Annotated in this window: 26 protein-coding genes; 22 read left to right on the forward strand and 4 right to left on the reverse strand. The window is 47.5% G+C overall.

Annotated elements, in window-relative coordinates:
- The first annotated feature begins 58 nt into the window (after positions 1-58).
- From ant(6) to ACNFN4_RS13540, 7 genes are all read left to right on the forward strand, one after another.
- The gene (gene ant(6), locus ACNFN4_RS13510) at positions 59-928 is read left to right on the forward strand and encodes an aminoglycoside 6-adenylyltransferase (RefSeq protein ID WP_448200251.1); all 870 of its coding nucleotides are present in this window, start codon (positions 59-61) and stop codon (positions 926-928) included.
- Positions 929-1,061: 133 nt separating this feature from the next.
- On the forward strand, positions 1,062-1,310 hold the full coding sequence (cotJA, locus tag ACNFN4_RS13515; RefSeq protein WP_003155704.1) for a spore coat-associated protein CotJA: 249 nt from the start codon (positions 1,062-1,064) through the stop codon (positions 1,308-1,310).
- Positions 1,294-1,557 carry a spore coat protein CotJB gene (cotJB, locus tag ACNFN4_RS13520; protein WP_007408934.1) on the forward strand — a complete coding sequence of 88 codons (264 nt, stop codon included), beginning with the start codon at positions 1,294-1,296 and terminating at the stop codon, positions 1,555-1,557. Before cotJA ends, cotJB begins: the two co-directional genes overlap by 17 nt.
- 14 nt (positions 1,558-1,571) lie before the next feature.
- The gene (cotJC, locus tag ACNFN4_RS13525; RefSeq protein ID WP_003155700.1) at positions 1,572-2,141 is read left to right on the forward strand and encodes a spore coat protein CotJC; all 570 of its coding nucleotides are present in this window, start codon (positions 1,572-1,574) and stop codon (positions 2,139-2,141) included.
- Positions 2,142-2,229: 88 nt separating this feature from the next.
- The gene (locus tag ACNFN4_RS13530) at positions 2,230-2,763 is read left to right on the forward strand and encodes a GNAT family N-acetyltransferase (protein WP_095273249.1); all 534 of its coding nucleotides are present in this window, start codon (positions 2,230-2,232) and stop codon (positions 2,761-2,763) included.
- 30 nt (positions 2,764-2,793) lie between these two features.
- A complete protein-coding gene (locus ACNFN4_RS13535; protein WP_095273248.1) occupies positions 2,794-3,072 on the forward strand; it encodes a YesK family protein in 279 nt (92 codons plus the stop codon).
- A 113-nt stretch (positions 3,073-3,185) separates the two neighbouring features.
- Complete coding sequence (locus ACNFN4_RS13540; RefSeq protein WP_017419063.1) at positions 3,186-3,875, forward strand: YetF domain-containing protein; 690 nt, start codon at positions 3,186-3,188, stop codon at positions 3,873-3,875.
- A gap of 32 nt (positions 3,876-3,907) precedes the next feature.
- Here ACNFN4_RS13540 and hmoA read toward each other — a convergent pair whose 3' ends face one another.
- Together hmoA and ACNFN4_RS13550 are read right to left on the reverse strand one after the other, a co-directional pair.
- Positions 3,908-4,234: a heme-degrading oxygenase HmoA gene (hmoA, locus tag ACNFN4_RS13545; RefSeq protein ID WP_003155696.1), complete on the reverse strand. Its 327-nt coding sequence runs from the start codon at positions 4,232-4,234 to the stop codon at positions 3,908-3,910.
- A gap of 84 nt (positions 4,235-4,318) precedes the next feature.
- Positions 4,319-4,681 (reverse strand): VOC family protein, encoded by a 363-nt coding sequence (locus tag ACNFN4_RS13550; RefSeq protein WP_029973727.1) that lies wholly within the window; start codon positions 4,679-4,681, stop codon positions 4,319-4,321.
- A 160-nt stretch (positions 4,682-4,841) separates the two neighbouring features.
- Between ACNFN4_RS13550 and ACNFN4_RS13555 the strand changes: the two genes are divergently transcribed.
- From ACNFN4_RS13555 to ACNFN4_RS13590, 8 genes are all read left to right on the forward strand, one after another.
- A complete protein-coding gene (locus ACNFN4_RS13555) occupies positions 4,842-5,708 on the forward strand; it encodes an STAS domain-containing protein (protein WP_014417142.1) in 867 nt (288 codons plus the stop codon).
- Between the two features lie 281 nt (positions 5,709-5,989).
- Positions 5,990-7,018: a sulfate ABC transporter substrate-binding protein gene (locus ACNFN4_RS13560; protein ID WP_448200252.1), complete on the forward strand. Its 1,029-nt coding sequence runs from the start codon at positions 5,990-5,992 to the stop codon at positions 7,016-7,018.
- Positions 7,019-7,033: 15 nt separating this feature from the next.
- Positions 7,034-7,870 (forward strand): sulfate ABC transporter permease subunit CysT, encoded by an 837-nt coding sequence (cysT, locus tag ACNFN4_RS13565; protein WP_280144922.1) that lies wholly within the window; start codon positions 7,034-7,036, stop codon positions 7,868-7,870.
- 10 nt (positions 7,871-7,880) lie between these two features.
- The gene (cysW, locus tag ACNFN4_RS13570; RefSeq protein WP_072177514.1) at positions 7,881-8,744 is read left to right on the forward strand and encodes a sulfate ABC transporter permease subunit CysW; all 864 of its coding nucleotides are present in this window, start codon (positions 7,881-7,883) and stop codon (positions 8,742-8,744) included.
- Positions 8,745-8,757: 13 nt separating this feature from the next.
- Positions 8,758-9,828, forward strand: a complete 1,071-nt coding sequence (locus tag ACNFN4_RS13575) for a sulfate/molybdate ABC transporter ATP-binding protein (protein WP_061861944.1) — start codon at positions 8,758-8,760, stop codon at positions 9,826-9,828.
- A 118-nt stretch (positions 9,829-9,946) separates the two neighbouring features.
- Positions 9,947-10,120 (forward strand): YezD family protein, encoded by a 174-nt coding sequence (locus ACNFN4_RS13580; protein WP_003155693.1) that lies wholly within the window; start codon positions 9,947-9,949, stop codon positions 10,118-10,120.
- Positions 10,121-10,149: 29 nt separating this feature from the next.
- Complete coding sequence (locus tag ACNFN4_RS13585) at positions 10,150-10,452, forward strand: hypothetical protein (RefSeq protein ID WP_015416995.1); 303 nt, start codon at positions 10,150-10,152, stop codon at positions 10,450-10,452.
- A 90-nt stretch (positions 10,453-10,542) separates the two neighbouring features.
- Positions 10,543-11,187, forward strand: coding sequence for a Bax inhibitor-1/YccA family protein (locus ACNFN4_RS13590; RefSeq protein ID WP_007408941.1), 645 nt, complete (start codon positions 10,543-10,545; stop codon positions 11,185-11,187).
- Between the two features lie 38 nt (positions 11,188-11,225).
- Here ACNFN4_RS13590 and ACNFN4_RS13595 read toward each other — a convergent pair whose 3' ends face one another.
- A complete protein-coding gene (locus ACNFN4_RS13595; RefSeq protein ID WP_007408942.1) occupies positions 11,226-11,738 on the reverse strand; it encodes a MarR family winged helix-turn-helix transcriptional regulator in 513 nt (170 codons plus the stop codon).
- Positions 11,739-11,888: 150 nt separating this feature from the next.
- Between ACNFN4_RS13595 and ACNFN4_RS13600 the strand changes: the two genes are divergently transcribed.
- A complete protein-coding gene (locus tag ACNFN4_RS13600; RefSeq protein ID WP_448200253.1) occupies positions 11,889-13,010 on the forward strand; it encodes an FAD-dependent oxidoreductase in 1,122 nt (373 codons plus the stop codon).
- Positions 13,011-13,046: 36 nt separating this feature from the next.
- Here ACNFN4_RS13600 and ACNFN4_RS13605 read toward each other — a convergent pair whose 3' ends face one another.
- Positions 13,047-14,117, reverse strand: a complete 1,071-nt coding sequence (locus tag ACNFN4_RS13605; RefSeq protein ID WP_007609950.1) for a DUF3900 domain-containing protein — start codon at positions 14,115-14,117, stop codon at positions 13,047-13,049.
- 164 nt (positions 14,118-14,281) lie between these two features.
- On the opposite strand from ACNFN4_RS13605, the gene ACNFN4_RS13610 reads away from it, so the two are divergent.
- The 6 genes from ACNFN4_RS13610 (at position 14,282) to ACNFN4_RS13635 (ending at position 23,900) form a co-directional block, all read left to right on the forward strand.
- Positions 14,282-17,464: a bifunctional cytochrome P450/NADPH--P450 reductase gene (locus ACNFN4_RS13610; protein WP_448200254.1), complete on the forward strand. Its 3,183-nt coding sequence runs from the start codon at positions 14,282-14,284 to the stop codon at positions 17,462-17,464.
- Between the two features lie 427 nt (positions 17,465-17,891).
- Positions 17,892-19,820: an LTA synthase family protein gene (locus tag ACNFN4_RS13615; RefSeq protein ID WP_014417149.1), complete on the forward strand. Its 1,929-nt coding sequence runs from the start codon at positions 17,892-17,894 to the stop codon at positions 19,818-19,820.
- Positions 19,821-20,035: 215 nt separating this feature from the next.
- Complete coding sequence (rfbF, locus tag ACNFN4_RS13620; RefSeq protein WP_014417150.1) at positions 20,036-20,800, forward strand: glucose-1-phosphate cytidylyltransferase; 765 nt, start codon at positions 20,036-20,038, stop codon at positions 20,798-20,800.
- Between the two features lie 6 nt (positions 20,801-20,806).
- The gene (locus ACNFN4_RS13625) at positions 20,807-21,775 is read left to right on the forward strand and encodes a GDP-mannose 4,6-dehydratase (protein ID WP_012117042.1); all 969 of its coding nucleotides are present in this window, start codon (positions 20,807-20,809) and stop codon (positions 21,773-21,775) included.
- 24 nt (positions 21,776-21,799) lie between these two features.
- Positions 21,800-22,711, forward strand: coding sequence for a putative nucleotide-diphospho-sugar transferase (locus ACNFN4_RS13630; protein ID WP_014417151.1), 912 nt, complete (start codon positions 21,800-21,802; stop codon positions 22,709-22,711).
- A gap of 28 nt (positions 22,712-22,739) precedes the next feature.
- Positions 22,740-23,900: a glycosyltransferase family 2 protein gene (locus ACNFN4_RS13635; RefSeq protein ID WP_014417152.1), complete on the forward strand. Its 1,161-nt coding sequence runs from the start codon at positions 22,740-22,742 to the stop codon at positions 23,898-23,900.
- Positions 23,901-23,904 lie beyond the last annotated feature (4 nt).

Genomic DNA, 23,904 nt, shown 5'->3' on the forward strand with positions numbered 1-23,904 from the left:
TTGTTTATAAACTGAAAAGCATGATCTGTAAAAATCTCTTTATCGGGAGGTTTTACATGTGAGAAGTGAAGACGAAATGATGAAATTGATTCTTGATATTGCGATGAAGGACGAGAGAATCCGTCTTGTCACTTTAGAGGGATCAAGAACCAATAAAAATGTACCGAGAGACAGATTTCAAGACTATGATATTTCTTATTTTGTGACCGATATGGACTCCTTCACATCTGACGACAGCTGGCTGGATCAGTTTGGCGAAAGAATGATGATGCAAAAACCTGAAGATATGGAACTTTTCCCTCCGGAACTCGGAGACTGGTTCTCCTATCTAATGCTATTTAAAGATCATCATAAAATCGACTTAACTTTGATCCCTCTGAGTCAAACAGAGGATTATTTTACACAGGGTGATGGTTTGGCGGAAATAGTATTAGACAAGGATAACCGAATCAACAGTAAGATTATTGCGAGTGATGAACAATATCATATAAAGAAACCGACCTCCAGAGAGTTTGATGATTGCTGCAATGAATTTTGGATGGTTTCAACCTATGTTATAAAAGGATTAATGCGTAAAGAAATACTGTTTGCGCTGGATCATATGAATGACATTTTAAGGCCTAATGTTTTGCGTATGATTGCGTGGAATATCGGGATAGAGAATCAGTTTTCATTAAGTGTAGGGAAGAATTATAAGTATATTCAACATTACATGAATGCGAAAGATTGGGAAATCCTGCTGAATACTTATGTCGGCAATACTTATGAAAGCGTGTGGAAGGCATTGTTTGACTGCCAAGGTCTCTTCAGAGCATATTCAAAGTCAGTGGCTGTTTTATTGAGATATGAATATCCTGAATATGATCAACAAATTACGGAATATACATTGAAACATTATCAGCGCTTTCAATCAGATTTTTCATTATGATTTTTTCACTTCAAATTCCAGATGAGTTGCATTGAGTCCGTTTTTAACGGGCTTTTTTATTTTCTTACAGGGCATAAATGCCGATACGGATTCATACCTATTAAGGTCATGTGTTTAGGAAAGGAGGATCGTAATGAAAGAAAATCAGCCGTTTACACCGGTCAAATCCTATAAACCCTTCCACAGCCGGTTTGATCCCTGCCCGCCGATCGGGAGAAAATATTACAGAACGCCGCCGCATCTTTATATGCGGTTTCAGCCGTATCACTTGGAGCAGTTTTCTCCGATGGAGGCATTGAGAAAAGGGACCCTTTGGAAGGATCTTTACGATTTCTATGATAATCCTTATCGGGGGGGAATCGAATATGGCGAAAAAGATTGATGATGAATACTATCGGCTGCTGGAACAAATCCAGGCGGCGGACTTTGTCTTGGTGGAGCTGACGCTTTATCTGGATACGCATCCCCATGACCGTCTCGCGCTTCAGCAGTTTCATGAATATTCCCGGTACTCAAGACAGCTGAGAAAGCGGTTTGAACCTGAGTACGGACCGCTTCTGCAATTCGGCGTGAGTCAGGTTGGCGCTCAATGGGACTGGGGCCGCGGTCCTTGGCCATGGCAAGTATAAGGAGGGATCTGTAAATGTGGGTATATGAAAAAAAGCTGCAGTATCCGGTTAAAGTGAGTACATGCAACCCGATGCTGGCTAAGTTTCTCATTGAACAATACGGCGGGGCGGACGGCGAATTGGCCGCAGCGCTCCGGTACTTAAACCAGCGCTACACGATTCCTGACAAGGTGATCGGCCTGCTGACGGATATCGGCACGGAGGAGTTTGCGCATTTAGAAATGATTGCGACGATGATTTATAAGCTGACAAAAGATGCGACCCCGGAGCAGCTGCGTGATGCAGGGCTCAGTGATCATTACGTCAACCATGACAGCGCGCTGTTTTATCACAATGCGGCCGGAGTTCCGTTCACAGCGTCTTACATACAGGCGAAGGGAGATCCGATCGCTGATTTATATGAGGATATTGCGGCTGAAGAAAAGGCGAGAGCGACGTATCAATGGATTATTGATATTTCCGATGATCCTGACCTGAATGATTCACTCCGTTTTCTGCGTGAGCGTGAAATCGTCCACTCTATGCGTTTCAGGGAAGCGGTTGAGATTTTAAAAGAAGAACGTGATAAGAAGAAAATTTTTTAAACGGCCCTCAAACATGACGGCTGTTTTTTTCCTTTCAGCGTTTGGTCTATAATAAAGGTGTCGAATATTCTGATTACAGGAGGCTTTTATGACACCATTTACGATCACGGAGGAGAAGGCGGGGGCATTCCGGGTCACCTCCGCCCGGAAGGATGATGAAAAAGAGGTCATGGATCTGCTCGTGCAAGCGGCAGAATGGCTTCGCGATAAAGGGTCGAACCAGTGGAGCGGCCTTCTGCAAGGGGAAGATACCCACAATATGCGGGAGGCGATCGCCAAAGGGTATGTTTTTCTATTCAGGCAGAATGAAGAGCTGGCCGGCGTCGTCATGCTGCTTCCCGAAGCAAGCGGGTGGGACAGACGTCTTTGGGGCGATGAAGGACATGAGGAGTCCGTATATCTCCACCGGCTGGCGATTAACAGGCGGTTTGCAGGCGAGAGGCTCGGCCGGACAATCATGACTTGGGCGGAGACGGGTGTGTCTTGTCCGGGAAAAACGAAAATCCGGCTCGATTGCGTGTCCGAAAACAAGGCGCTTCAGTCGTTTTACAGCGGAATGGGGTACGAATCAAAAGGACTCGCGCCGGGTTATCATTTGTTTGAAAAAAAGATGAGTAAATAAAAAGCTCCTCATGACGGAGGTGCAAAAGACATGGGGTTTTTTTATCTGATCTGTCTGGCCGCATTTTGTCTTAACTTGGCCGTATCGGCTGTGCTCCGTAAGAAATGGCCGAAAAAGATGTGGCCTGAGTGCCTTTTGGCGGTGCTGGGCCTGACTGCTTTCGGTACGGTTGTTTACAGCATTTTCGGTGTCGGCGGCTGGGAAGGAATGGGCTTGGGGCTTGCCGCGATGTTTGCGGGTTCCGGAGCGGCCGCCGGTTATGCCGCTGAGGTGTGTTTACGGGTCGTCAGATCGAATCAAAAACAGTAAGCAGAAGTGAAAAAACGCGGCCTCGGCTGCGTTTTTTTGTGTGTTGCCGGCCGCTGTATAGAAAACAGGCGAATGTCCATAATGGTAATGACTTTTAAGAAGAAGGTGCGAATATGGGACATTTACTTACAGTGGCTTGGGAGTTAGTATGCGGTTTGGGTATTTTATTTGTGATTTTAAAATTGCTTGGAAAAACTCAATTCTCGCAAATTACGCCGTTTGATTTTATTTCTGCGCTCATCCTCGGCGAACTGGTCGGAAATGCGGTGTATGATAAAAACGTCAGGATTATTGAAATCATTTTTGCTTCTCTGTTATGGGGAGTTTTAATTTATCTCATCGAACTGATTACGCAGAAAGTAAAAAGCACCAGAAAGCTGTTGGAAGGCGAGCCGAGTATTATCATACATAAAGGAAAACTGAAATATGATGTGCTGAAAAAGAATAAGCTGGACATTAATCAATTGCAAAGCCTTCTCAGACAGGCGAATTGCTTTTCCATACAGGAAGCGGAGTACGCGATTTTAGAAACAAACGGGATGGTCAGCGTCCTGCCGAAATTTCAATATGATACGACGAAAAACGGCGACATGCAAATAAAGCCGAAGCAGGTCTCTTTGCCGGTCACGCTGATTATTGACGGCGAAGTGCTGTATGAAAATCTGAAAGAAGCCGGGCTGGAAGAAAAGCAGCTGAATCAGGAGCTGAAAAAGCTGAACATCAAAAAAACGGAGGACGTGCTGTATGCGGAATGGAAGCCCGATAAACCGCTGTTTGTCCTGCCGTATGAGGAGAAAAAATAAAAAGAGCATTGCCCTGGGGCAAATGCTCTTTATTATTTTTCGTGTACGCCTGTTTTAACGGCTCTGACATGATACATACCGACATCCGTCCCAAGCATATAATCAGGTTTCGGCTTGCCTTGGTTTGCTTTATGGGCCGCGATGTGGTCTTCGCTTTTTTCCCATTGTTTCCAATGATCTTCTGACTCCCAGCGGATTAATACGACGACTTCTTCATCACCGCGGCGGACTTTTTTTTCCAAGACCGTTACGTCTATCAAACCTTCCTGCTTTTCAATCACGCCTTCTGAACTGAAGCGTTCGATTACTTTGTCGGCATGTCCTTCTTTTACGGTCATTTTTCTGATTTGCACGAACATCTGGCATCTCTCCAATCATTTCTACGCTTTATCCAACATTTTAAATGAAAATGATTCTCAAAGTCAATTAAGATGCCTGACGGATTACGATTTCAGGAGAAAGACATGACCATCCTCATCTTTAAATTGCACGAAGCTGCCCCATTCCATTTGTTTCGGTTCATCTAAAAAGGTGATGCCGTTCTTTTTCATCTGTTCGTATGCGGCAAAGACATCTTCACACTCAAATACGATATAAGCCTTCATATGCTCGGCGCCTTTCATCATCGATTTCGGATAAATAACCAAATGAGTGGCGGCTCCTTTGGGCGCTACCTCAAGCCAGAAGGCGCCCGGGCCCATCGGATGCTCGGCGACGGTTTCAAACCCCGCTTTTTCCGTCCAGAATGTTTTCGCTTTTTGCTGATCATCAGTGTATACGGCGACTGTCGCGATTTTTTTGATCATCATACTGACCTCCTGTTTCATTTCTTTTATAGTGTATCCTCCTGCCGAAAAAAGCAATCAAAAGCTTTAATGTGCAGGTTTTTTTAATTTCTCTAGTGCGATCGGCGATTCCGATTTATAATTTAGACAAAAGTACATATTCTTGAAAGAGGAGACGGCAGTGAACAAAGACCAGTTACTTCATGATTATATTATTACACATTCGGCAGAGCTGACGGAAAAATGGCTCAAGCTGAGACGGAAGCTGAGAGGGCGTTTTTATTCTGCGGATCAATTAAGTGAGGAAATGAAACGGCTGCTGATCGAGCAGCATACCTTTACAAACACGGTCATCGCAAGCGCTTTTTTGGAAGATCCGGCCGTTTTTCAGCATAACAAAGAAAAATGGGCCGCACAGGTAGCGAAAAGCAGAGTGGAGCAGGACGCGGAGGTTCATGAGGTCGTTGAGGCGATCGGCAATTCAAGAACCGTCTTTTGGGAGGCGGTCACCCGTTTTATGGATGAGCATCAGGACATCGTAACAAACGAGGATGCCCGCCGCTGGAATCACCTTGTCAACAGCTCGTTTGATCAGCTGATGACGGATTTTACTGAACAGTTTCAGACATTAATGATCGCAAGGCTGTCATCTCAGCAGGAGCTTATTTCCGAATTGAGCTGTCCGGTTATTTTGATCGCGGATACGATCGGCACTCTGCCGCTCATCGGATCGATTGATACGAGACGGGCGCGCGTGATTTTGGAGACGGTGCCGGAAAACTGTGTCGCCAAACGGATCACAAACCTTGTGATCGATCTGTCCGGTGTGCCCATTGTCGATACGATGGTGGCGCAGCAATTGTATATGCTGTCGAAAACGTTATTTCTCCTCGGCATCAGAACCGTGTTTTCCGGCATTCGGCCTGATGTGGCACAGACTTCTATCCAATTAGGGCTTGATTTTTCAGAGTATCAAACTTACGGCTCCCTGGAGCAGGCGCTCGCCAGCATGGGTGTCACATGTGTGATCGAGGAAGCAAAAGCATAGAAAAAAGGTGCTCCGGCCAGAGGCGGAGCGCTTTTTTTGTCAGCGGAAAACAATTTACATAGTCTAAAACTTAGTTGACAGCTAGGGATAGTTTGAATTATTCTTATACACATCGAACCGGCACAGTTAGCTGATCGTACACAAACGAAAGCTGGCCGTTCTGCCCAAATCTGATACCGGTATAATTGCCCATCAGTCAACTGAAGGCATATTATTTCCCTTTTTTGAAAGGGGATAATATGCCTTTTTTTATGCGGAAAAAGAGAGGAGAAATCAGGCACATGAAAAAAACAGCGGCATTTTTAGTATTGATCTTATTGGCAGGGGCGCTGTCAGCCTGTCAATCTGAGTCCGGCAGCGCGTCAGCAGACGGAAAGACCGTTCAGCTGCTGAATGTATCGTATGATCCGACACGGGAGCTGTATAAAGAGTATAATCAGGCCTTTTCTTCCTATTGGAAAAAGAAAACGGGTCAAGATGTAACCGTTCAGCAGTCGCACGGAGGTTCGGGGAAGCAGGCCAGATCCGTAATAGACGGACTTGACGCTGATGTCGTAACGCTTGCTTTAGGTTATGACATTGATTCGATAGCAGAAAAAGCCCGATTCATTGATCAAAACTGGCAGTCACGTCTGCCGGATCAATCAACTCCTTACACGTCAACCATCGTATTCTTAGTCAGAAAAGGGAATCCGAAGCACATTACTGATTGGGCTGACTTGGTGAAAAAGGACGTTTCGGTCATTACGCCCAATCCGAAAACATCGGGCGGAGCCAGATGGAACTATTTAGCGGCATGGGCATATGCGGATGAAACGTATCATCATGACGACACGAAAATCAAACAGTTTATGAAAGACCTCTACGGCAATGTGGAAGTGCTTGATTCAGGGGCGCGCGGAGCCACGACCAGTTTTACAGAAAGAGGGATGGGGGATGTGCTGATCGCCTGGGAAAATGAGGCCTATCTCACACTGAAGGAATTCGGCAAGGAGAAATTTGAGATTGTCAATCCTTCAATCAGCATTCTGGCTGAGCCTCCTGTCTCTGTCGTCGACAAAACCGCGGATAAAAAAGGAACAAAAAAAGCGGCTGAAGCATATTTATCCTATCTCTACAGCAAAAAAGGGCAGGAGATCGCCGCGAAGAATTTTTACCGGCCCCGCGATAAAGAGCTTCTGAAAAAGTATAAAAAACAATTCCCGCAGATTAAAACGGTGACGGTCGAAAAGGAATTCGGCGGCTGGAAAAAAGCGCAGGAAACCCATTTCAATGGCGGCGGAACCTTTGACAGCATCTATGAGAAATAGAAAGAGGAAACGAGTATGAGAACGTTACTTTTCAAAAAAACAAAACCGTCCGTGATTCCGGGTTTCGGATTAACGATGGGATTTACATTTTTATATATGGCCGTTTTGGTTATCGTGCCGCTGTCCATGGTGTTTTTTCATACGATGTCAATGGAGCCCGGGGACATCTGGCATATCATTTCTGAGCCGAGGGCCGCGGCTTCCTATCGGCTGAGCTTCTTGACGGCGGGCTGTGCCGCTTTGATCAATGCGGTTTTCGGCGTTGTCATCGCCTGGGTGCTGACGAGATATGACTTTCCGGGGAAAAGGCTGGCTGACGGCCTGGTTGATCTGCCGTTTGCGCTGCCGACCGCCGTCGCAGGCATTACATTAACGGCAATGTATTCACCGGACGGCTGGATCGGACAGCTGTTTCCTTTCCGTATTTCCTTTACGCCGATCGGCATTGTCATCGCATTGACGTTTATCGGGCTGCCTTTTGTCGTTAGGATGGTTCAGCCCGTCTTAGAAAATCTCCAAAGGGAAACGGAAGAAGCATCTGCTTCACTTGGAGCTTCGAAATGGAAAACCTTCCAAAAGGTCATTCTGCCGGAGCTTTTTCCTTCTATTATATCGGGTTTCGCATTATCTTTTGCCCGCGCCCTTGGGGAGTATGGTTCTGTCGTTTTTATCGCGGGCAATATGCCGTTTAAAACCGAGATTTCCCCGCTGATCATTATGACGAAATTAGAGCAATACGATTATGCCGGGGCAACGGCTGTTGCGGCAGTCATGCTTGTCATCACATTCTTTATTTTATTCGTCATCAATGGATTGCAATGGCTCACCGCGAGAAAATACGCAGGAAGGTAGGGGATATGCCATGCAGCTGGAAACAGCGAAAACAGCCGTGCCAAAGCGGGAGATGCGGGAATCACCCGTTGTGAAATGGGTGCTGATCTCAGCGGTCCTGCTCTTTTTGTCCATATTTTTAATCATGCCGCTTGCATTCATATTTATTGAAGCTTTTAAAAAGGGAGCGGAAGCATATATCCTCTTTGTCACGCATCCGGATTCCCTTGCCGCGATGAAATTGACGCTCCTCGTCGTTTTCATCACGGTTCCGCTGAACACGCTGTTCGGCGTCGCCGCGGCGTGGGCTGTGACCAAATATGAATTCAGGGGGAAAAGTCTGTTTATGACACTGATTGATCTGCCGTTTGCCGTGTCTCCGGTAATCGCGGGCTTAATCTTTGTCCTTTTGTTCGGGCTTCACGGCTGGCTTGGCCCATTTTTACTTGATCACCAGATAAAAATCGTATTCGCCGTCCCGGGAATCGTGCTTGCATCCTTGTTTGTGACGCTCCCTTTCATCGCCCGGGAATTAATACCGCTTATGCAAAGCTTAGGAAATGCTGAAGAAGAAGCCTCCGTCACGCTAGGCGCGGGAGGCTGGAGAACGTTTTGGCATGTCACGCTTCCTAATATCAAATGGGGGCTGATCTACGGGGTGATTTTGAGCGCGGCCCGGACAATCGGCGAATTCGGCGCCGTATCAGTCGTTTCCGGTCATATCAGAGGTGTTACCAACACGCTCCCGCTTCATATCGAAATTTTGTACAACGAATATCAGTTTACGGCCGCTTTTGCGGCGGCCTCCGTCATGTCGGTTTTTGCGATTGCGACACTGTTTTTGAAAAACATCATTGAATGGAAAGCCGGTTATCGTTCTGTCAAAACCGGATGAGGAAGGAGTCATTATGGAGATTACGATCGACAGTATTTCTAAGCATTACGGAAACTATCAGGCATTGCGGGATATCAATCTTCACGTCAATAATGGCGAGCTGGTTGCGCTTCTCGGTCCGTCAGGCTCAGGCAAAACATCATTATTGAGAGTCATTGCCGGTCTTGAGCAGGCGGATGGGGGACGTGTCCTGTTCGGAAAACAAGATGTGACGGATACGCATGTGAAAAGCAGACATGTCGGTTTTGTGTTTCAGCACTATGCGTTATTCAGCAAGATGACGATTTTTGAAAATGTCGCCTACGGATTAAAAGTCCGTCCGCGAAAGCAGCGTCCCGCCAAAAAGGAAATTGCCGAAAAGGTGAGAGAGCTCCTGGCGCTTGTGAAACTGGAACCTTATGAAAAGCGCTATCCCTCGCAGCTGTCAGGCGGACAAAGACAAAGAGCCGCCCTCGCACGCGCCTTGGCCGTAGAACCGAACATTCTGCTGTTGGATGAACCGTTCGGCGCGCTTGACGCCAAAGTAAGAAAAGAGTTAAGACAATGGCTCAGACGGCTTCATGATGAATTCGGCATGACAAGTATTTTCGTCACTCACGACCAGGAAGAAGCGCTTGATGTGGCCGACCGCATCGTTATTATGAATGAAGGTGCGATTGAACAGATCGGAACGCCGCAGGAGGTGTATGATCACCCCGCAAATCCGTTTGTGTACGACTTTCTCGGCAGTGTCAACGTATTTGAAGGAAGAGTGGAGGAAGGAAAGCTGATCACCGGAAACGCGGCAATACCTGTCGGGCATGCTGATCAGGATAAGGGGATCGCTTATGTGAGGCCACACCATTTTACCGTAGAAAAAAAACCGTCCGGTCTGCATTCATTTGAAGCAAGGGCGGCTCATATTCGCGCCATCGGACCGTCCGTCAGATTGGAAGCCGTCCGTACCGACACAGGCCAGCACTTGGAGATTGAGCTCTCAAAAGAGCAATATGACGCCTTGGGGGCGGGCGTCGGCGACACGGTTTATGTCAAAGCGAAGGAAGTGAAAGTTTTTGCAAAGAAAACATATCCAAAAATTGTGTAAATGTTATTGATTTCTGAATGAAAACATAATAGTATAATTATATATTTCTTATCAGAATAGTATGAATTAAAACACTCATTGTCAAAAGACGAACGGCCAGACATAAAGGGGGAGCATGATGACGTCCAAAGGAAACGTAGATCCGCATGTGATCGAAAAGATTATCAGCGCGCTGGAAACGCTCGATTTCGGGACAGTTCAGATTACGGTTCATAATTCCCAAGTGACACAAATTGATAAGGTGGAGAAATATCGATTTTCCCTGAAGAGCAAAGAAGTAAAACAATCTTAAAAAACAGCCAATGACAGGAGGCGGTACATATGAAGCATTCAACTGTTCCTTTCCGGGAGAGCCGGTATCTGCACCTGCCCGAAGTGCGCTTTCTGCATTGGTGCACGAAGCAATACGGCATTAACAAAGGCGTGCTCAATACAATTGACGGCTGGTTTTATGATGCGGGCGTCATTCCGATTCCCGTCAGGCGTCTTTATGTGCTGGCATTCCTCGATTTCGCGAAAACGCCGGGGCAGAAGGGGAAAATCCGATTCGGGCACGGCGGTTTGACGAAAAAACTGCATGATTTCATGGATATGCAGGAGTGCGCAGCAAAACGTCAGGCCTGACATCCTTAAAATCTTCTTAAAATCATACAAATTTCTCCCATTTTATTTATAATAGACCTATCACGATCATTTTTTGGGAGGACTTTTGACATGCAAACTGCTGCTTATGAGAGCAAACAATCTATTATGCAGCGCATTATAACGGTATTTGTGTTTACACTGTTAGTTGCGACAATCGGCCTGTATACGGGCCAGTTCATTCCGCCGGCATTGATGCTGCCGCTGTCGGTCTTAGAGGTCGTCATGATCATCGCCGCGTTTTGGCTGCGCCGAAAAAAAGCCGTCGGATATGTGTTTGTGTTTTCATTCGCTTTCATTTCCGGAATGACGCTGTTTCCGATTATCAGCCATTATGCGTCCGCAGCGGGGGCCTATGTTGTATTGGAGGCATTCGGTTCTTCGTTTGTGATTTTTGCGGTGCTCGGCACGATTGGCGCTAAGACGAAAAAGGACTTGTCGTTTTTATGGTCCTTCTTGCTTGTCGCTGTTATCGCGCTTCTCGCAGTGGGGATCTTTAATATTTTCAGCCCGCTGAATTCCGCCGCCATGATGGCGTATTCCGTCATCGGAACGATTGTGTTTTCAATGTACATCTTATACGATCTGAACCAGATCAAGCACCGGGACATCACGGCTGATTTGATTCCTTTGATGGCATTGACGCTTTATATCGACTTTATCAACTTGTTTATTAACCTGCTTCGGTTTTTCGGGATTTTAAACAGTGATGATTAATCGCGCGAAAAAGGCGCCCTGCTAAAAGGGGCGCCTTTTTATGTTCTGCCGCCGGAAAACAGCAGAAGCTTATCAAATAAAACTTCAAGCATTTTTGTCAATTCCGCTTTTTGTTCAGCGGTGAAGCTTTCCATGACTCCTGAAATATTGGAGAAGTGTCCGGGAAGAAACAGCATCAGCTTTTCTTTTCCTTCTTTTGTGAGTTCGATGCTGATTTTTCGTCTGTCGCCGGTATGCCGGCTGCGGTTTACAAAGCCGTCCCGTGCGAGTCCGTCGATCAACCCGGTGATGGTCGCTTTGGTGACATTGGATTTTTTCGCCAGTTCCGTCGGGCTCAGGCTGTGGCCGGGTGCGTCAAACAGAAACATTAAAATTTTGAATTTCCCTTCGGACAATCCGTGACTTGAGAAATAATGCTCCATGACCTGATTCATTTTTTTAGACATATCAAATAACGTCAAAAATGTTTTCAATGATTCAGCATCCATATCGGCGTAAATCTCAGCGCGTCCGGCAATCTGCGAGTAATCCGGCAAATGTCTCAACTCCATTTTTGTAAGCCTCCGTACCATTTTAGTGATTCAAAGTATAAGCTTGCCGGATTCAAAAGGCAACCTATAAAGATTGACAGTTTTTCAGCCTATATAGTAAGGTGGCTAATAGTTAATGAGTGATAAATAAATAGAGAAGGCGGTATCGGGATGAACCATGAAGTGAAAAAGATCATCATAGCGGGCGGAGGGATCGGCGGCCTGTCCGCAGCGATTTCTCTCGGCAGAGCGGGTTTTGAAGTGACCCTTTGCGAGGCGGCGTCCGGCATGCGAAAAAGCGGAGCGGGCATTCTCCAGCCTCAAAATGCGCTGCGGGTGCTGCGGGAAATCGGTGTGTATGATGAATGCTGCCAACACGGCTTTCAAACGGAATGGCTGAAGCAGCATGATGAAAACGGAACGCTGCAGTTTAAAGTGAGTGAGGCGTTTTTAGATGATTCATTGCCGGGGCGGAATAATATATTGCGGCAAACGTTAAACGATATCCTCAAAAAGCATGCTGAAGCGGCGGGGGTCACGATTCTGCTCGGTAAAAAAGTCGTGTCTTACGAAGAAACAGCAGATGAAATAACGGTGCATTGTGCAGACGGAACCGCGATGACGGCTGACATCCTCGCCGGCTTTGATGGCATCCGCTCCGCTGTCCGCAATCAAATGCTGCAAAGAGAAGTGAAAACAGAGTATCTCGGCATGGGAGCGCACAGATTTTACATTTCTTTTCCCGAGCCGGTTTTTCATGATTCAACACTGATGTATAAAAAGGGGCAGACGCAGGTCGGGGTCGTGCCGCTCTCTGAAAAAACAGGATACGTATTTATCATCCGGCCGTATGACGCTGACTTCAGGGATGACGAGGACACGCGTTTTGAACGGGTGAAAGACTTGCTGCACGGATTTCCGGGAGTGAAGTTTGTGACAGAGAATATGTCAAAGGAATATCCCGTTTTGTTTCATAAGATTGAGCAGATGGCGGTTAAAGAACCGTGGCACAGAGGCCGCGTCGTTCTGGGCGGGGATGCCGTCCATGCAGGAGCGCCGACATTGGCGCAGGGAGCGGCGATGGCGATTGAAGACGCGATTGTGCTTAGTGAAGAACTGCAAAAACACGAAAACCATGAAACTGCATGTCAAGCATACTTCGAAAGACGGGCGGAGCGGGCATTACAGGTGCAGAATCTCTCATCTGAAATCGTCCGCCGCGAGATAAAGAGAACGCCCGGCGTCCAAGACATCATCAGTGAATGCTATCGATTGCTCAAAGAGCCTTATTAAATAAAGAAAGTCCAGAACATGGCGTCTGGACTTTTGTCAGTCTTGTTCAGATTTATTCCGTATCCGCTCAATCACCTCATGCAGCCCCTCAGGCTTGTGAAACTCCACCGGCGAACTGCCTTTTTCAAACGAGATCGTCTCCGCCTCAATGAGCGCGACATAGCGCCCGTTCACTTTTGCGAGATGGATGGATTCGCCGAAATCAGCCAGTAATCCTTTAATCTCTGTTTCTCCGACTTTCATTTTCAGCTCGGCTTCCGGCGTGTGTTCAATGATCTGCGCGGATGCCTCGATGACTTGATGGGTGTCGAGGCGCTCCTGAATTTCCCGCTTTTCACTCGCTTCCCAAATTTCAATGTCGTGCTCAAACTGCTGAAGCTCTTCGCTGTTTTCTTCAAAAGTTTCATACACGTGCTCCTGCACCATGTTCATGACTTGGCTTTTCATGATTTCCGGCATCGATTCGCCGTATTCGACAAATTTGAGAAAATCTTCGAAATAACGGGCGTGCGAGGCCTGGTGGATTTTCAGCTCATGCTCTTCCGTCATGCCTTCTTCCGGCATATACGGATATTGAATGCTTTTCATGTTTTTTGTCGTGATGGCCATTTCGACCTTTTTAATGAGAGACGAGGCGTCTGAGATGCGGGCGACCTTCGGCTCGAAATCGCATTTCATCATAAAGACGAATTTGTCTTCAAAATACTTGCGCGGAACGGCCGATGCCACGATAAAAACACCGCCGCGCACGGCGCTCGTGTCAAGGTAAGTGCGGACGAACTGCTCGCTTGCTTCGATAAATGCTTCCTTCGTATCCGCAAGTCTGGCGCGGTTGAAAAGGTTGTAATTCGGATTTGAATCAAGCTCATGGCCCGGCTCCGTGATAAAATGGCCGATTTTTGTGGGGACCTGCTCGGATTGCGGATGCCGTTCGGCTTTCCGTTTGACGATTTTCTTCAATTCCCCGTCAAGAAAATCCTTCAGCTCGCTTTCTTCAAATTCTTCCGTGTCAAGGGTCTGGAAATGTTTGAACTGTTTGTTTGCCTGTTCGTCTTTTCCTTCCACTTGAATGACATAAAACGATAAAAACTTGATTTCAAAATCCATATGTGAACTCACCTTATTTCTGTATTTAACAAGCCTCTCCAGTATAGAAAAAACCGTTATCGATCGTCAATCCGATGATTGATCCGTGACGGCGGATAATCGGCCGGTGAAAAGGGCAATGTAGTTGGAAGGAACGCATCAACGTGTTAGAAAGGGTGTTATTCATGAAGGAAACAGGTCCGATTCCGCAGCCGAAGACATTCGGCCCGCTCGGCAATCTTCCTTTGCTTGATAAAGACAAGCCTACAATGTCGCTTATCAAACTGGCAAACGAGCAGGGGCCTATTTTTCAGCTGCATACGCCGGCGGGCGCCATTATCGTCGTGTCCGGCCATGAACTGGTGAAAGAGGTTTGTGATGAAGAGCGGTTCGATAAAAGCATTGAAGGGGCTTTAGAGAAAGTCCGGGCGTTTTCCGGAGACGGGCTGTTTACAAGCTGGACGCAGGAGCCTAACTGGCGAAAGGCGCATAATATTCTGATGCCGACCTTCAGCCAGCGCGCGATGAAAGATTATCATTCGATGATGACTGATATCGCGGTGCAGCTGATTCAAAAATGGGCTAGGCTGAATCCGGATGAGGCCGTTGATGTGCCTGCTGATATGACCCGCCTGACGCTCGATACGATCGGGCTTTGCGGCTTTAACTATCGGTTTAACAGCTATTACAGGGAAACGCCTCATCCGTTTATCAACAGCATGGTGCGCGCCCTTGATGAAGCGATGCACCAAATGCAGCGCCTTGATGTTCAGGATAAGCTTATGATCAGGACGAAGCGCCAATTTCATCATGACATTCAGGCGATGTTTTCGTTAGTAGACAGTATTATCGCAGAGCGCCGGTCAGGCGGCCGGGATGAAAAGGATCTGCTGGCCAGAATGCTGAATGTGGAAGACCCGGAAACGGGCGAAAAACTTGATGATAAAAATATCCGGTTTCAAATCATCACGTTTTTAATTGCCGGCCACGAAACGACCAGCGGCCTGCTTTCCTTTGCCATTTATTTTCTGCTGAAACATCCCCGTGTTTTGGATAAAGCCTATGAGGAAGCCGATCGGGTATTGACCGATCCCGTTCCTTCATATAAACAAGTGCTGGATCTTACTTATATCCGAATGATTTTGCAGGAGTCATTGCGCTTATGGCCGACCGCGCCTGCGTTCAGCCTTTATGCGAAAGAGGATACGGTGATCGGCGGGAAATATCCGATCACGCCGAAAGACAGAATTTCCGTCTTAATTCCCCAGCTTCACCGTGATAAAGACGCGTGGGGAGACAATGCGGAGGAATTTTATCCGGAGCGGTTTGAACATCCTGATCAAGTGCCTCAACATGCGTATAAGCCGTTCGGAAACGGTCAGAGGGCGTGTATCGGTATGCAGTTCGCCCTGCATGAAGCAACCCTTGTTCTGGGGATGATTCTGCAGCATTTTACCTTTATCGATCACACCGATTATGAGCTCGATATTAAACAGACGCTAACGATCAAGCCCGGCGACTTTCATATCCGGGTGCGGCCGAGAAACAAAGGAGCCGTTGCGGCAGCCCTCCCGGCGGCTGAAAAAGCGGCGGGAGATGTCGAAAAAGAAAAACGGGAAACAAAAGGCGCATCCATTATCGGGCTTGATAACCGACCGCTTCTGATTTTGTACGGCTCAGATACGGGAACCGCAGAAGGCGTGGCGCGGGAGCTTGCTGATACTGCCGGGATGCACGGCGTCCGGACTGAAACGGCGCCTTTAAATAACCGGATCGGAAAACTGCCGAAAGAAGGAGCTCTCTTGATCATTACGTCTTCTTATAACGGAAAGCCTCCGAGCAACGCGGGACAATTCGTTCAATGGCTTGAAGAAGTCAAACCCGGGGAACTGGAAGGCGTCCGATATGCCGTCTTCGGATGCGGTGATCATAACTGGGCGGCGACATATCAGGCTGTACCGAGGCTTATTGATGAGAAGCTTGCCGAAAAAGGGGCGGAACGCTTTTCCTCCCGAGGCGAAGGGGACGTCAGCGGCGATTTTGAAGGAAAGCTTGATGAATGGAAAAAAAGCATGTGGACGGACGCCATGAAGGCATTCGGTCTCAAGCTGAATGAAAATGCCGAAAAAGAGCGAAGTTCGCTGGGCCTTCAATTTGTCAGCGGGCTTGGCGGGTCCCCTTTGGCAAAGACGTATGAAGCGGTTTACGCATCCGTTGCGGAAAACAGGGAACTTCAGGCGCCGGAAAGCGGCCGGAGCACAAGGCATATCGAAATCACTCTGCCGAAAGAGGCTGCCTATCATGAAGGGGATCATCTCGGCGTGCTGCCGGTAAACAGCAAAGAGCAGGTCAGCCGTGTTCTCCGCCGGTTCAATCTGAATGGGAATGATCAAGTGCTGCTGACGGCCAGCGGACAGAGCGCGGCTCATCTCCCGCTCGATCGGCCGGTCAGGCTGCATGATCTTCTGAGCAGCTGTGTCGAATTGCAGGAAGCGGCATCAAGGGCTCAAATCCGGGAAATGGCCGCTTATACGGTCTGCCCGCCGCACAAACGGGAATTGGAAGATTTTCTTGAGGAGGGCGTCTATCAGGAGCAAATCTTAACATTGCGCGTCTCGATGCTCGATCTCCTTGAAAAATATGAAGCGTGTGAACTTCCGTTTGAGCGATTTCTGGAGCTTTTGCGCCCGTTGAAGCCGCGGTATTATTCGATTTCAAGTTCGCCTCGGGAACATCCCGGGCAGGCCTCAATTACCGTCGGCGTCGTTCGCGGTCCCGCTCGGAGCGGTTTGGGTGAGTATCGCGGAGTCGCTTCGAATTATTTAGCGGATCGCGGCCCTGAGGATGGTATCGTGATGTTTGTCCGCACTCCGGAAACACGATTCCGGCTGCCGGAAGATCCGGAAAAACCGATTATTATGGTCGGTCCCGGCACAGGAGTCGCCCCGTTCCGCGGATTTCTGCAGGCCCGGGCGGCGTTAAAAAAAGAAGGAAAAGAGCTGGGGGAGGCTCATTTGTATTTCGGATGCAGAAACGATCATGATTTTATTTACCGTGACGAGCTTGAAGCTTATGAAAAAGACGGAATCGTGACGCTTCATACGGCTTTCTCCCGCAAAGAAGGCGTACCGAAAACGTATGTGCAGCACTTAATGGCGAAAGACGCCGGCGCTTTAATTTCCATCCTCGGCCGGGGAGGGCACCTCTACGTATGCGGCGACGGCAGCAAAATGGCGCCCGATGTAGAGGCAACGCTGCAAAAAGCGTATCAGTCGGTCCACGAAACAGACGAACGGCAAGCGCAAGAATGGCTTTTGGACCTCCAGACAAAAGGCATTTACGCAAAAGATGTTTGGGCGGGGATTTGACCGATTTGATGAGAAGGACTGGATGACTCCAGTCCTTTTTTTACATCAGCCAAAAAAACCTTCAAGTTTTTCAACCCCTTTGCATACAATAACTTCAGCCCGCCTGTTGGGCGGCTGTCTTTGATATTCATTTTTCGTTTTTAGAAGTTTGTGTTATTCTTATATTTGGTATCTCCTATTTTTCAGACCGGGTCTGATACGGTACCTTTTAATGCCAGAAAAAAATGTGAAACGAAGAACGGATATCCTGCGTCTAATGGCTGGCGGGATAAGATGTTCAATGGGCATGACACGAATGATAAATATATCGTTTTTTAAAATGGTGTGTTTATGGGGCTGTGTGATGCTTTCGTTTTGCTCGGAAAGCAGGAATTGAAGCAAAAAGTAAGAATACAGATTTAAAGTGTTTAGGAAAGTAGAGGTTGCCATGAAGAAATTATTTTCTTACAGACTTAGTTTTTTTGTACTGGCTATTATTTTGTTTTGGGCCAAAACGTATTTAGCCTATCATGCTGAATTCAACCTTGGGGTGAAGGGTCCGACGCAGCAGTTTCTGCTTGTGATCAATCCGTTCTCAAGCGCCATTTTCTTTTTAGGACTGGCATTGTTTGCGAAAGGCCGCAAATCAGCGATTATCATGGTGATTATTGATTTCATCATGACGTTTATTTTGTATGCAAATATCCTATTCTATCGATTCTTCGATGATTTCTTGACATTCCCTAACTTAAAGCAGTCCGGTAATGTCGGAAATATGGGAGACGGCATCTTCAGCATTATGTCCGGCCATGATATTTTATACTTTGTTGATATTATTATTTTAATCGCGCTTCTGGTGTGGAGACGTGAGCTGAAGGAATTCAAGCTGAAAAAACGGTATACGTCATTAATTATCGTGACGGGTATTGTTTTGTTCTTCGTGAACCTGGCGATTGCCGAAGAGGACCGCCCGGAGCTGCTGACAAGAACGTTTGACCGCAATTACATTGTAAAATACTTAGGCCTTTATAATTACACGATTTATGACGGCGTGCAGACGGCGCAGACGGAATCACAGCGGGCATATGCCAGCAGCGATGACCTGACGAGCGTTGAAAACTACACATCCTCGCATTATGCGAAGCCGAACGCCGAGTATTTCGGCAAGGCCAAAGGCAAAAACATTATTAAGATTCACTTGGAAAGTTTCCAAACGTTTTTGATCAACTACAAACTTGACGGAAAAGAAGTCACGCCGTTCCTGAATAAACTCGCCCGCGGCGGAGAGGACATGACGTACTTTGATAACTTTTTCCACCAAACGGGCCAAGGTAAAACATCTGACGCCGAGCTGATGATGGATAACAGCCTGTTCGGACTGCCTGAAGGGTCAGCCTTCGTGACAAAAGGGGAAAACACGTATCAATCGCTTCCTGCCATCCTTAACCAAAGTGAGGGCTATACAAGCGCCGTTTTACACGGTGACTACAAATCATTCTGGAACCGTGACCAGATATACAAACATATCGGCTACGATAAATTCTTTGACGCCAGCACATACGATATGTCTGATGACAACCTTGTCAATTTGGGGCTGAAGGATAAACCATTCTTCAAAGAATCCATTCCGAAGCTTCAATCGCTGAAACAGCCGTTCTATGCGCATTTGCTCACGCTGACGAACCATTATCCGTTTACGCTTGATGAAAAAGACGCAACGATCGAAAAAGCGAAAACGGGCGACGCGACTGTGGATGACTATTTCCAGACGGCGCGTTATCTCGACGAGGCGCTTGAACAGTTCTTTAAAGATCTGAAGTCATCCGGTTTATATGACAACTCGGTGATTATGCTTTACGGAGACCACTACGGAATCTCTGAAAACCATAACCGCGCGATGAAAGAAATTCTCGGCAAAGAAATTACGCCTTATCAAAACGCGCAGAATCAGCGTGTGCCGCTTATGATTCGCATCCCCGGCAAAAAAGGCGGGGTGAACCATACGTACGGCGGTGAAATGGACGTTGTGCCGACGATCCTTCACTTGGAAGGCATCGATTCTAGGAAATATATTAATTTCGGCACCGATCTCTTCTCGAAAGACCATGATGATACGGTGGCGTTCCGTAACGGAGATTACGTCACGCCGAAATATACTTCCATCTCCAATGTCGTATACGATACGAAGACAGGAAAAGAACTGAAAGGCAATCAGGAAACGAAAAACCTGAAAGCCAGAGTCACAGAGCAGCTGAAGCTGTCTGACAGCGTGATGTACAAAGACCTGCTCAGATTCCACAAATTGAGCGACTTTACGCCGGTTGATCCGTCTAAATATCATTACGGCAAAGAAAAGCTGAATCAGGATAATAAATAATAGAAAGAGCCTTACGGAATTTCCGTAAGGCTCTTTTTTTGTGTGTATCTTCACCAATCTGAAAAAAGAGAGAGCTTTTGGTCACAAAGGGCGCCAATCTCTCATATCTTACAGTAGATTTTGAAACCGGTGATAGAGAATCGGACAAATTATCGGGTTGGTTTCTCTTATACGGGCGGTTTCGAATCCAATATTCACAGAGAAGAGGGGTAGAGATGAAAGCAGTCATTCTCTGCGGCGGAAAAGGAACGAGAATGAGCGAAATCACCAATGAACGTCCCAAACCGCTCGCCATGATAGGCGGCAAACCGATTCTATGGCATATTATGAAACTCTATCAATACTATGGCGTGAACGAATTTATCCTGCTTCTTGGTTTCAAAGGAGAGATGATTAAGGAATATTTCTTAGATTATGACTGGAAGAATCACAGCATGACGCTGGACAGCTCTACCGGAGAAGTGCGGATATTGGGAAAATCCGAGCCGTGGAAAATCACTTTTTTAGACACGGGGGAACACACGCAGACAGCGGGGCGGCTTTTACAGGCGAAGGACATCATCGGTGATGAAACCTTTCTTATGACGTACGGGGACGGACTGGCCAACATCAACCTGTTTCATCTGATCAGCTATCATCAATCAAAAGGGGCTGCGGCAACCGTCACCGGTATAGAAAAGACCTCGCAATTCGGAACGCTGACGGTTGAAGACGGTATGGCGAAAAGCTTTTCTGAAAAAACCTCAAGTGAAGGCATCATCAACGGCGGATTTTTCGTGCTCAGCCCGAAGGTATTTGATTATCTGCCGAAAGACAGGGACGTCATGTTTGAAGAAGAACCGCTGAAGGAGCTGGCGAAGGACGGCGAATTGGCGGTATACCGGCATTACGGTTTCTGGACGGCGATCGATACGTATAAAAACCTGCTGGAAATCAACAAGATGTGGGACCGGGGACAACATGTATGGAAGGTATGGTGATCAAGTTTGAGTTTCTGGAAAAATAAAAATGTGTTTGTGACGGGATGTACAGGTCTTTTAGGAAGCTGCTTGGTGAAGGAACTGATCGATCAGGGGGCCAATGTGACGGGACTTGTCCGTGACACTGTGCCCAAGTCGAACCTGTATCAGGGAGAACAAGTGAAGCAAATGAATATCGTGCAGGGTGCGCTTGAGGATCTGGATGTGATTGAGCGGGCGCTGGGCGAATATGAAATTGACACGGTCTTTCATTTAGCCGCTCAGGCGATCGTCGGCGTCGCAAACCGCAATCCGATTTCCACATTTGAAGCCAATATTCTCGGCACATGGAACATCCTTGAAGCGTGCCGCAGGCATCCGCTCATCAAGCGGGTGATCGTCGCGTCCAGTGATAAAGCGTACGGCGACCAGCCGACACTGCCGTACGATGAAAACATGCCTCTTCAAGGCAAACATCCGTATGACGTATCAAAAAGCTGTGCCGATTTGTTAAGCCACACATATTTTAATACGTACGGACTTCCGGTCTGTATTACGCGCTGCGGCAACTTGTACGGCGGCGGAGATTTGAACTTCAACCGGATTATTCCGCAGACGATTCAGCTCGTGCTGAACGGTGAAGCGCCGGAAATCCGCAGCGACGGCACATTTATCCGTGATTATTTTTACATCGAGGATGCGGTCGAGGCATACCTTTTGCTGGCGGAAAAGATGGAGGAGCTCAATCTTGCGGGAGAAGCGTTCAACTTCAGCAATGAGATTCAGCTGACGGTGCTGGAGCTTGTAGAAAAAATTCTTAAGGCCATGGACAGTGACCTCAAGCCGAAAGTGCTCAACCAGGGAAGCCATGAAATCAAGCACCAATATTTATCGGCGGAAAAGGCGAGGAAGCTTCTGAATTGGACGCCCGCGCATACCATTGATGAAGGATTGGAAAAAACGATCGAATGGTATAAAGCCTTTTTTCAAAAGTAACAGAAACAGAGGTGAGAGAAAGACGTGACAAGCGCATATTGCACAGTTTTATCAAAAGGAAGGCTGTATCAGGCCATCGCTTTGTTCGGCTCATTGAAAGCGGTTCAGGCGGACGCCCCCATTTTTACTTTGTGTATGGATCAAGACACCTATGACGTGCTTCAGGCTATGCGGCCGGATAATGTCACCTTGATTCAGGTGTCCGCACTGGAAAATGAGGAGCTCCTTGAACTGAAGCGGACGAGGGATCAGAGCGAATACTGCTGGACGGTGAAGCCGGTATTTCTCGAATTCGTGCTGGACGGACATCCGGAATTAGAGCGTGTCACGTACATTGATGCCGATTTGTTTTTCTTCGCTGATCCGCGCGCGATTTTTGACAATCAGCCGGATTGTTCGGTGCTTCTGTCACGGGGCGATATCGTCATTCCCTCATTTGAAAAACAGGAAATCGACATGCTGCAGCGTCTTTTAGGCCGGTATAATTCCGGTTTTCTCAGCTTCAAAACCGACAGTGCCGGCACAGATTGTCTCAGATGGTGGAAAGAACGCTGCCTTGAGGAATGTAAAAATGCGCCGGGCGAAGGAAAATTCGGAGATCAAGGCTACTTGGATTACATGTCCGGCCTGTTCCCGAACGTGTGTGACATCACCACGCCCGGCGTGAATATCGGCCATTGGAATTACGGCCGCCACACGTTTTCATGGAAGGACGGGCGTCTTGTGCTCGAAGACGGAAGTCCGCTGATTTTCTATCATTTCAGCGGATACCGGATCGTCACAGCCGGCGACATTCGGCAGATTCATGAGACGGACCGGACCGACCTGCCGTTTGTCCATCAGCTTTACCAGGACATTCTGAAGCGGGTGATCGGGACGGTCAGCGCCGTCTGCCCGGAGTTCAGCGGCTTTGCATCTGAGGATGATAACAAATAAATGATCATATACAGGAAGTGAACGAAAAGTGAAGGCAAGCGTCATTGTTCCCGCATATAATTCCAAGGAGAGGCTTTATAACAGCCTGCTGTCCCTGAATGAACAGGAATGCACAGAGCCGTTCGAAGTGATTGTGGCTGACAACGGTTCGGAAGACGGAACCTTATCCATGCTTGAATCATTCAGCGCGAATTTCCCGCTGATTTTTGTGAGAATTAAAGAAAACAGAGGGATCGCTTACGGCCGGAATCAGGCGGTCCGCAATGCCAGAGGCGATATTTTGATCTTCCATGACAGCGACATGCTTGCCGAAAAGGATTTGGTGGCGAAGCATATCAAGGCTCATGAGAACCGGGACGATTTAGTCGTATGCGGTATGTTCTGGAAGCGGATTTACAGCTTTTATTATGACCGTTTTGAAAAAGAGCATAAGGAAAAACTCGCCGAACTGTATGAAGAGCTGCCGGGCGATAAAGAGCCGCTCCTTGAAGAAGGTGACATCAGAGACGGAAGTTTTCTCGACCAATGCTTTGATTTAGATACCGACTTTATCCGTGTGCTGAAAAGCATTTTGGAAAAATACGGAGATGATTTGAACGGCTACCGTCTGCCGTGGCGTTTTTTCATTACGAACAATTCGTCAGTTAAGAGACAGCACGTGGCAGATCTCGGCCTGTTTGATGAAGGCATTGTCAGATACGGCTTTGAAGATTATGATCTCGGCATCAGGCTTCATCAGTCGGGGATGAGATTTCAGCTGCGGCGCGATATCATGAGCGTCCATCAGGAGCATCCGAGCAACTGCGCTTCCGTTGATGACATCAGGGCGAACATCGCGTACATGTGCGACAAGTACAATGACATTCATTCGCTTGACGTGCACCTCGCGTTTAACGGCCCGTTTGACGCGGAGTTAACCAACAGCATGATGGCAGACATCGAAGTGCTGCTTGATTATGAGAAATATGAAAGCCTGCTGCACATTTTTCTCGAACTGCTGCACGCGGTTAAAGACCGCAACCTCGACCCGGACTGGAAGACGAAAAGCCCGCGGATCACGGCGAACAGCTTCAATCTGCCGGAGGTCGGAAAGCTTTTGGCAAAAGCGGAAAAAAAGCTGGGCGTCACGCACTTTGCAAGGGCGTTCAAAGCGCTGGCTGCTGATTTACTGCATGTGGATCTTAAATAAATTG

This window comes from Bacillus sp. N1(2025) (assembly GCF_053470005.1).

Excerpts from the sequence above, each read along its gene's own strand:
- ACNFN4_RS13540 (WP_017419063.1), top strand. The coding sequence starts at position 3,186 with ATGGGACATTTACTTACAGTGGCTTGGGAGTTAGTATGCGGTTTGGGT.
- ACNFN4_RS13590 (WP_007408941.1), top strand. The coding sequence starts at position 10,543 with ATGCAAACTGCTGCTTATGAGAGCAAACAATCTATTATGCAGCGCATT.
- ACNFN4_RS13610 (WP_448200254.1), top strand. The coding sequence starts at position 14,282 with ATGAAGGAAACAGGTCCGATTCCGCAGCCGAAGACATTCGGCCCGCTC.
- ACNFN4_RS13585 (WP_015416995.1), top strand. The coding sequence starts at position 10,150 with ATGAAGCATTCAACTGTTCCTTTCCGGGAGAGCCGGTATCTGCACCTG.
- cotJB (WP_007408934.1), top strand. The coding sequence starts at position 1,294 with ATGGCGAAAAAGATTGATGATGAATACTATCGGCTGCTGGAACAAATC.
- ACNFN4_RS13605 (WP_007609950.1), bottom strand. The coding sequence starts at position 14,117 with ATGGATTTTGAAATCAAGTTTTTATCGTTTTATGTCATTCAAGTGGAA.
- ACNFN4_RS13595 (WP_007408942.1), bottom strand. The coding sequence starts at position 11,738 with ATGGAGTTGAGACATTTGCCGGATTACTCGCAGATTGCCGGACGCGCT.
- hmoA (WP_003155696.1), bottom strand. The coding sequence starts at position 4,234 with ATGTTCGTGCAAATCAGAAAAATGACCGTAAAAGAAGGACATGCCGAC.
- cysW (WP_072177514.1), top strand. The coding sequence starts at position 7,881 with ATGCAGCTGGAAACAGCGAAAACAGCCGTGCCAAAGCGGGAGATGCGG.
- cotJA (WP_003155704.1), top strand. The coding sequence starts at position 1,062 with ATGAAAGAAAATCAGCCGTTTACACCGGTCAAATCCTATAAACCCTTC.
- ACNFN4_RS13575 (WP_061861944.1), top strand. The coding sequence starts at position 8,758 with ATGGAGATTACGATCGACAGTATTTCTAAGCATTACGGAAACTATCAG.
- ACNFN4_RS13535 (WP_095273248.1), top strand. The coding sequence starts at position 2,794 with ATGGGGTTTTTTTATCTGATCTGTCTGGCCGCATTTTGTCTTAACTTG.
- cotJC (WP_003155700.1), top strand. The coding sequence starts at position 1,572 with ATGTGGGTATATGAAAAAAAGCTGCAGTATCCGGTTAAAGTGAGTACA.
- ACNFN4_RS13615 (WP_014417149.1), top strand. The coding sequence starts at position 17,892 with ATGAAGAAATTATTTTCTTACAGACTTAGTTTTTTTGTACTGGCTATT.
- ACNFN4_RS13580 (WP_003155693.1), top strand. The coding sequence starts at position 9,947 with ATGACGTCCAAAGGAAACGTAGATCCGCATGTGATCGAAAAGATTATC.
- rfbF (WP_014417150.1), top strand. The coding sequence starts at position 20,036 with ATGAAAGCAGTCATTCTCTGCGGCGGAAAAGGAACGAGAATGAGCGAA.
- cysT (WP_280144922.1), top strand. The coding sequence starts at position 7,034 with ATGAGAACGTTACTTTTCAAAAAAACAAAACCGTCCGTGATTCCGGGT.
- ACNFN4_RS13530 (WP_095273249.1), top strand. The coding sequence starts at position 2,230 with ATGACACCATTTACGATCACGGAGGAGAAGGCGGGGGCATTCCGGGTC.
- ACNFN4_RS13600 (WP_448200253.1), top strand. The coding sequence starts at position 11,889 with ATGAACCATGAAGTGAAAAAGATCATCATAGCGGGCGGAGGGATCGGC.
- ACNFN4_RS13560 (WP_448200252.1), top strand. The coding sequence starts at position 5,990 with ATGAAAAAAACAGCGGCATTTTTAGTATTGATCTTATTGGCAGGGGCG.
- ACNFN4_RS13550 (WP_029973727.1), bottom strand. The coding sequence starts at position 4,681 with ATGATCAAAAAAATCGCGACAGTCGCCGTATACACTGATGATCAGCAA.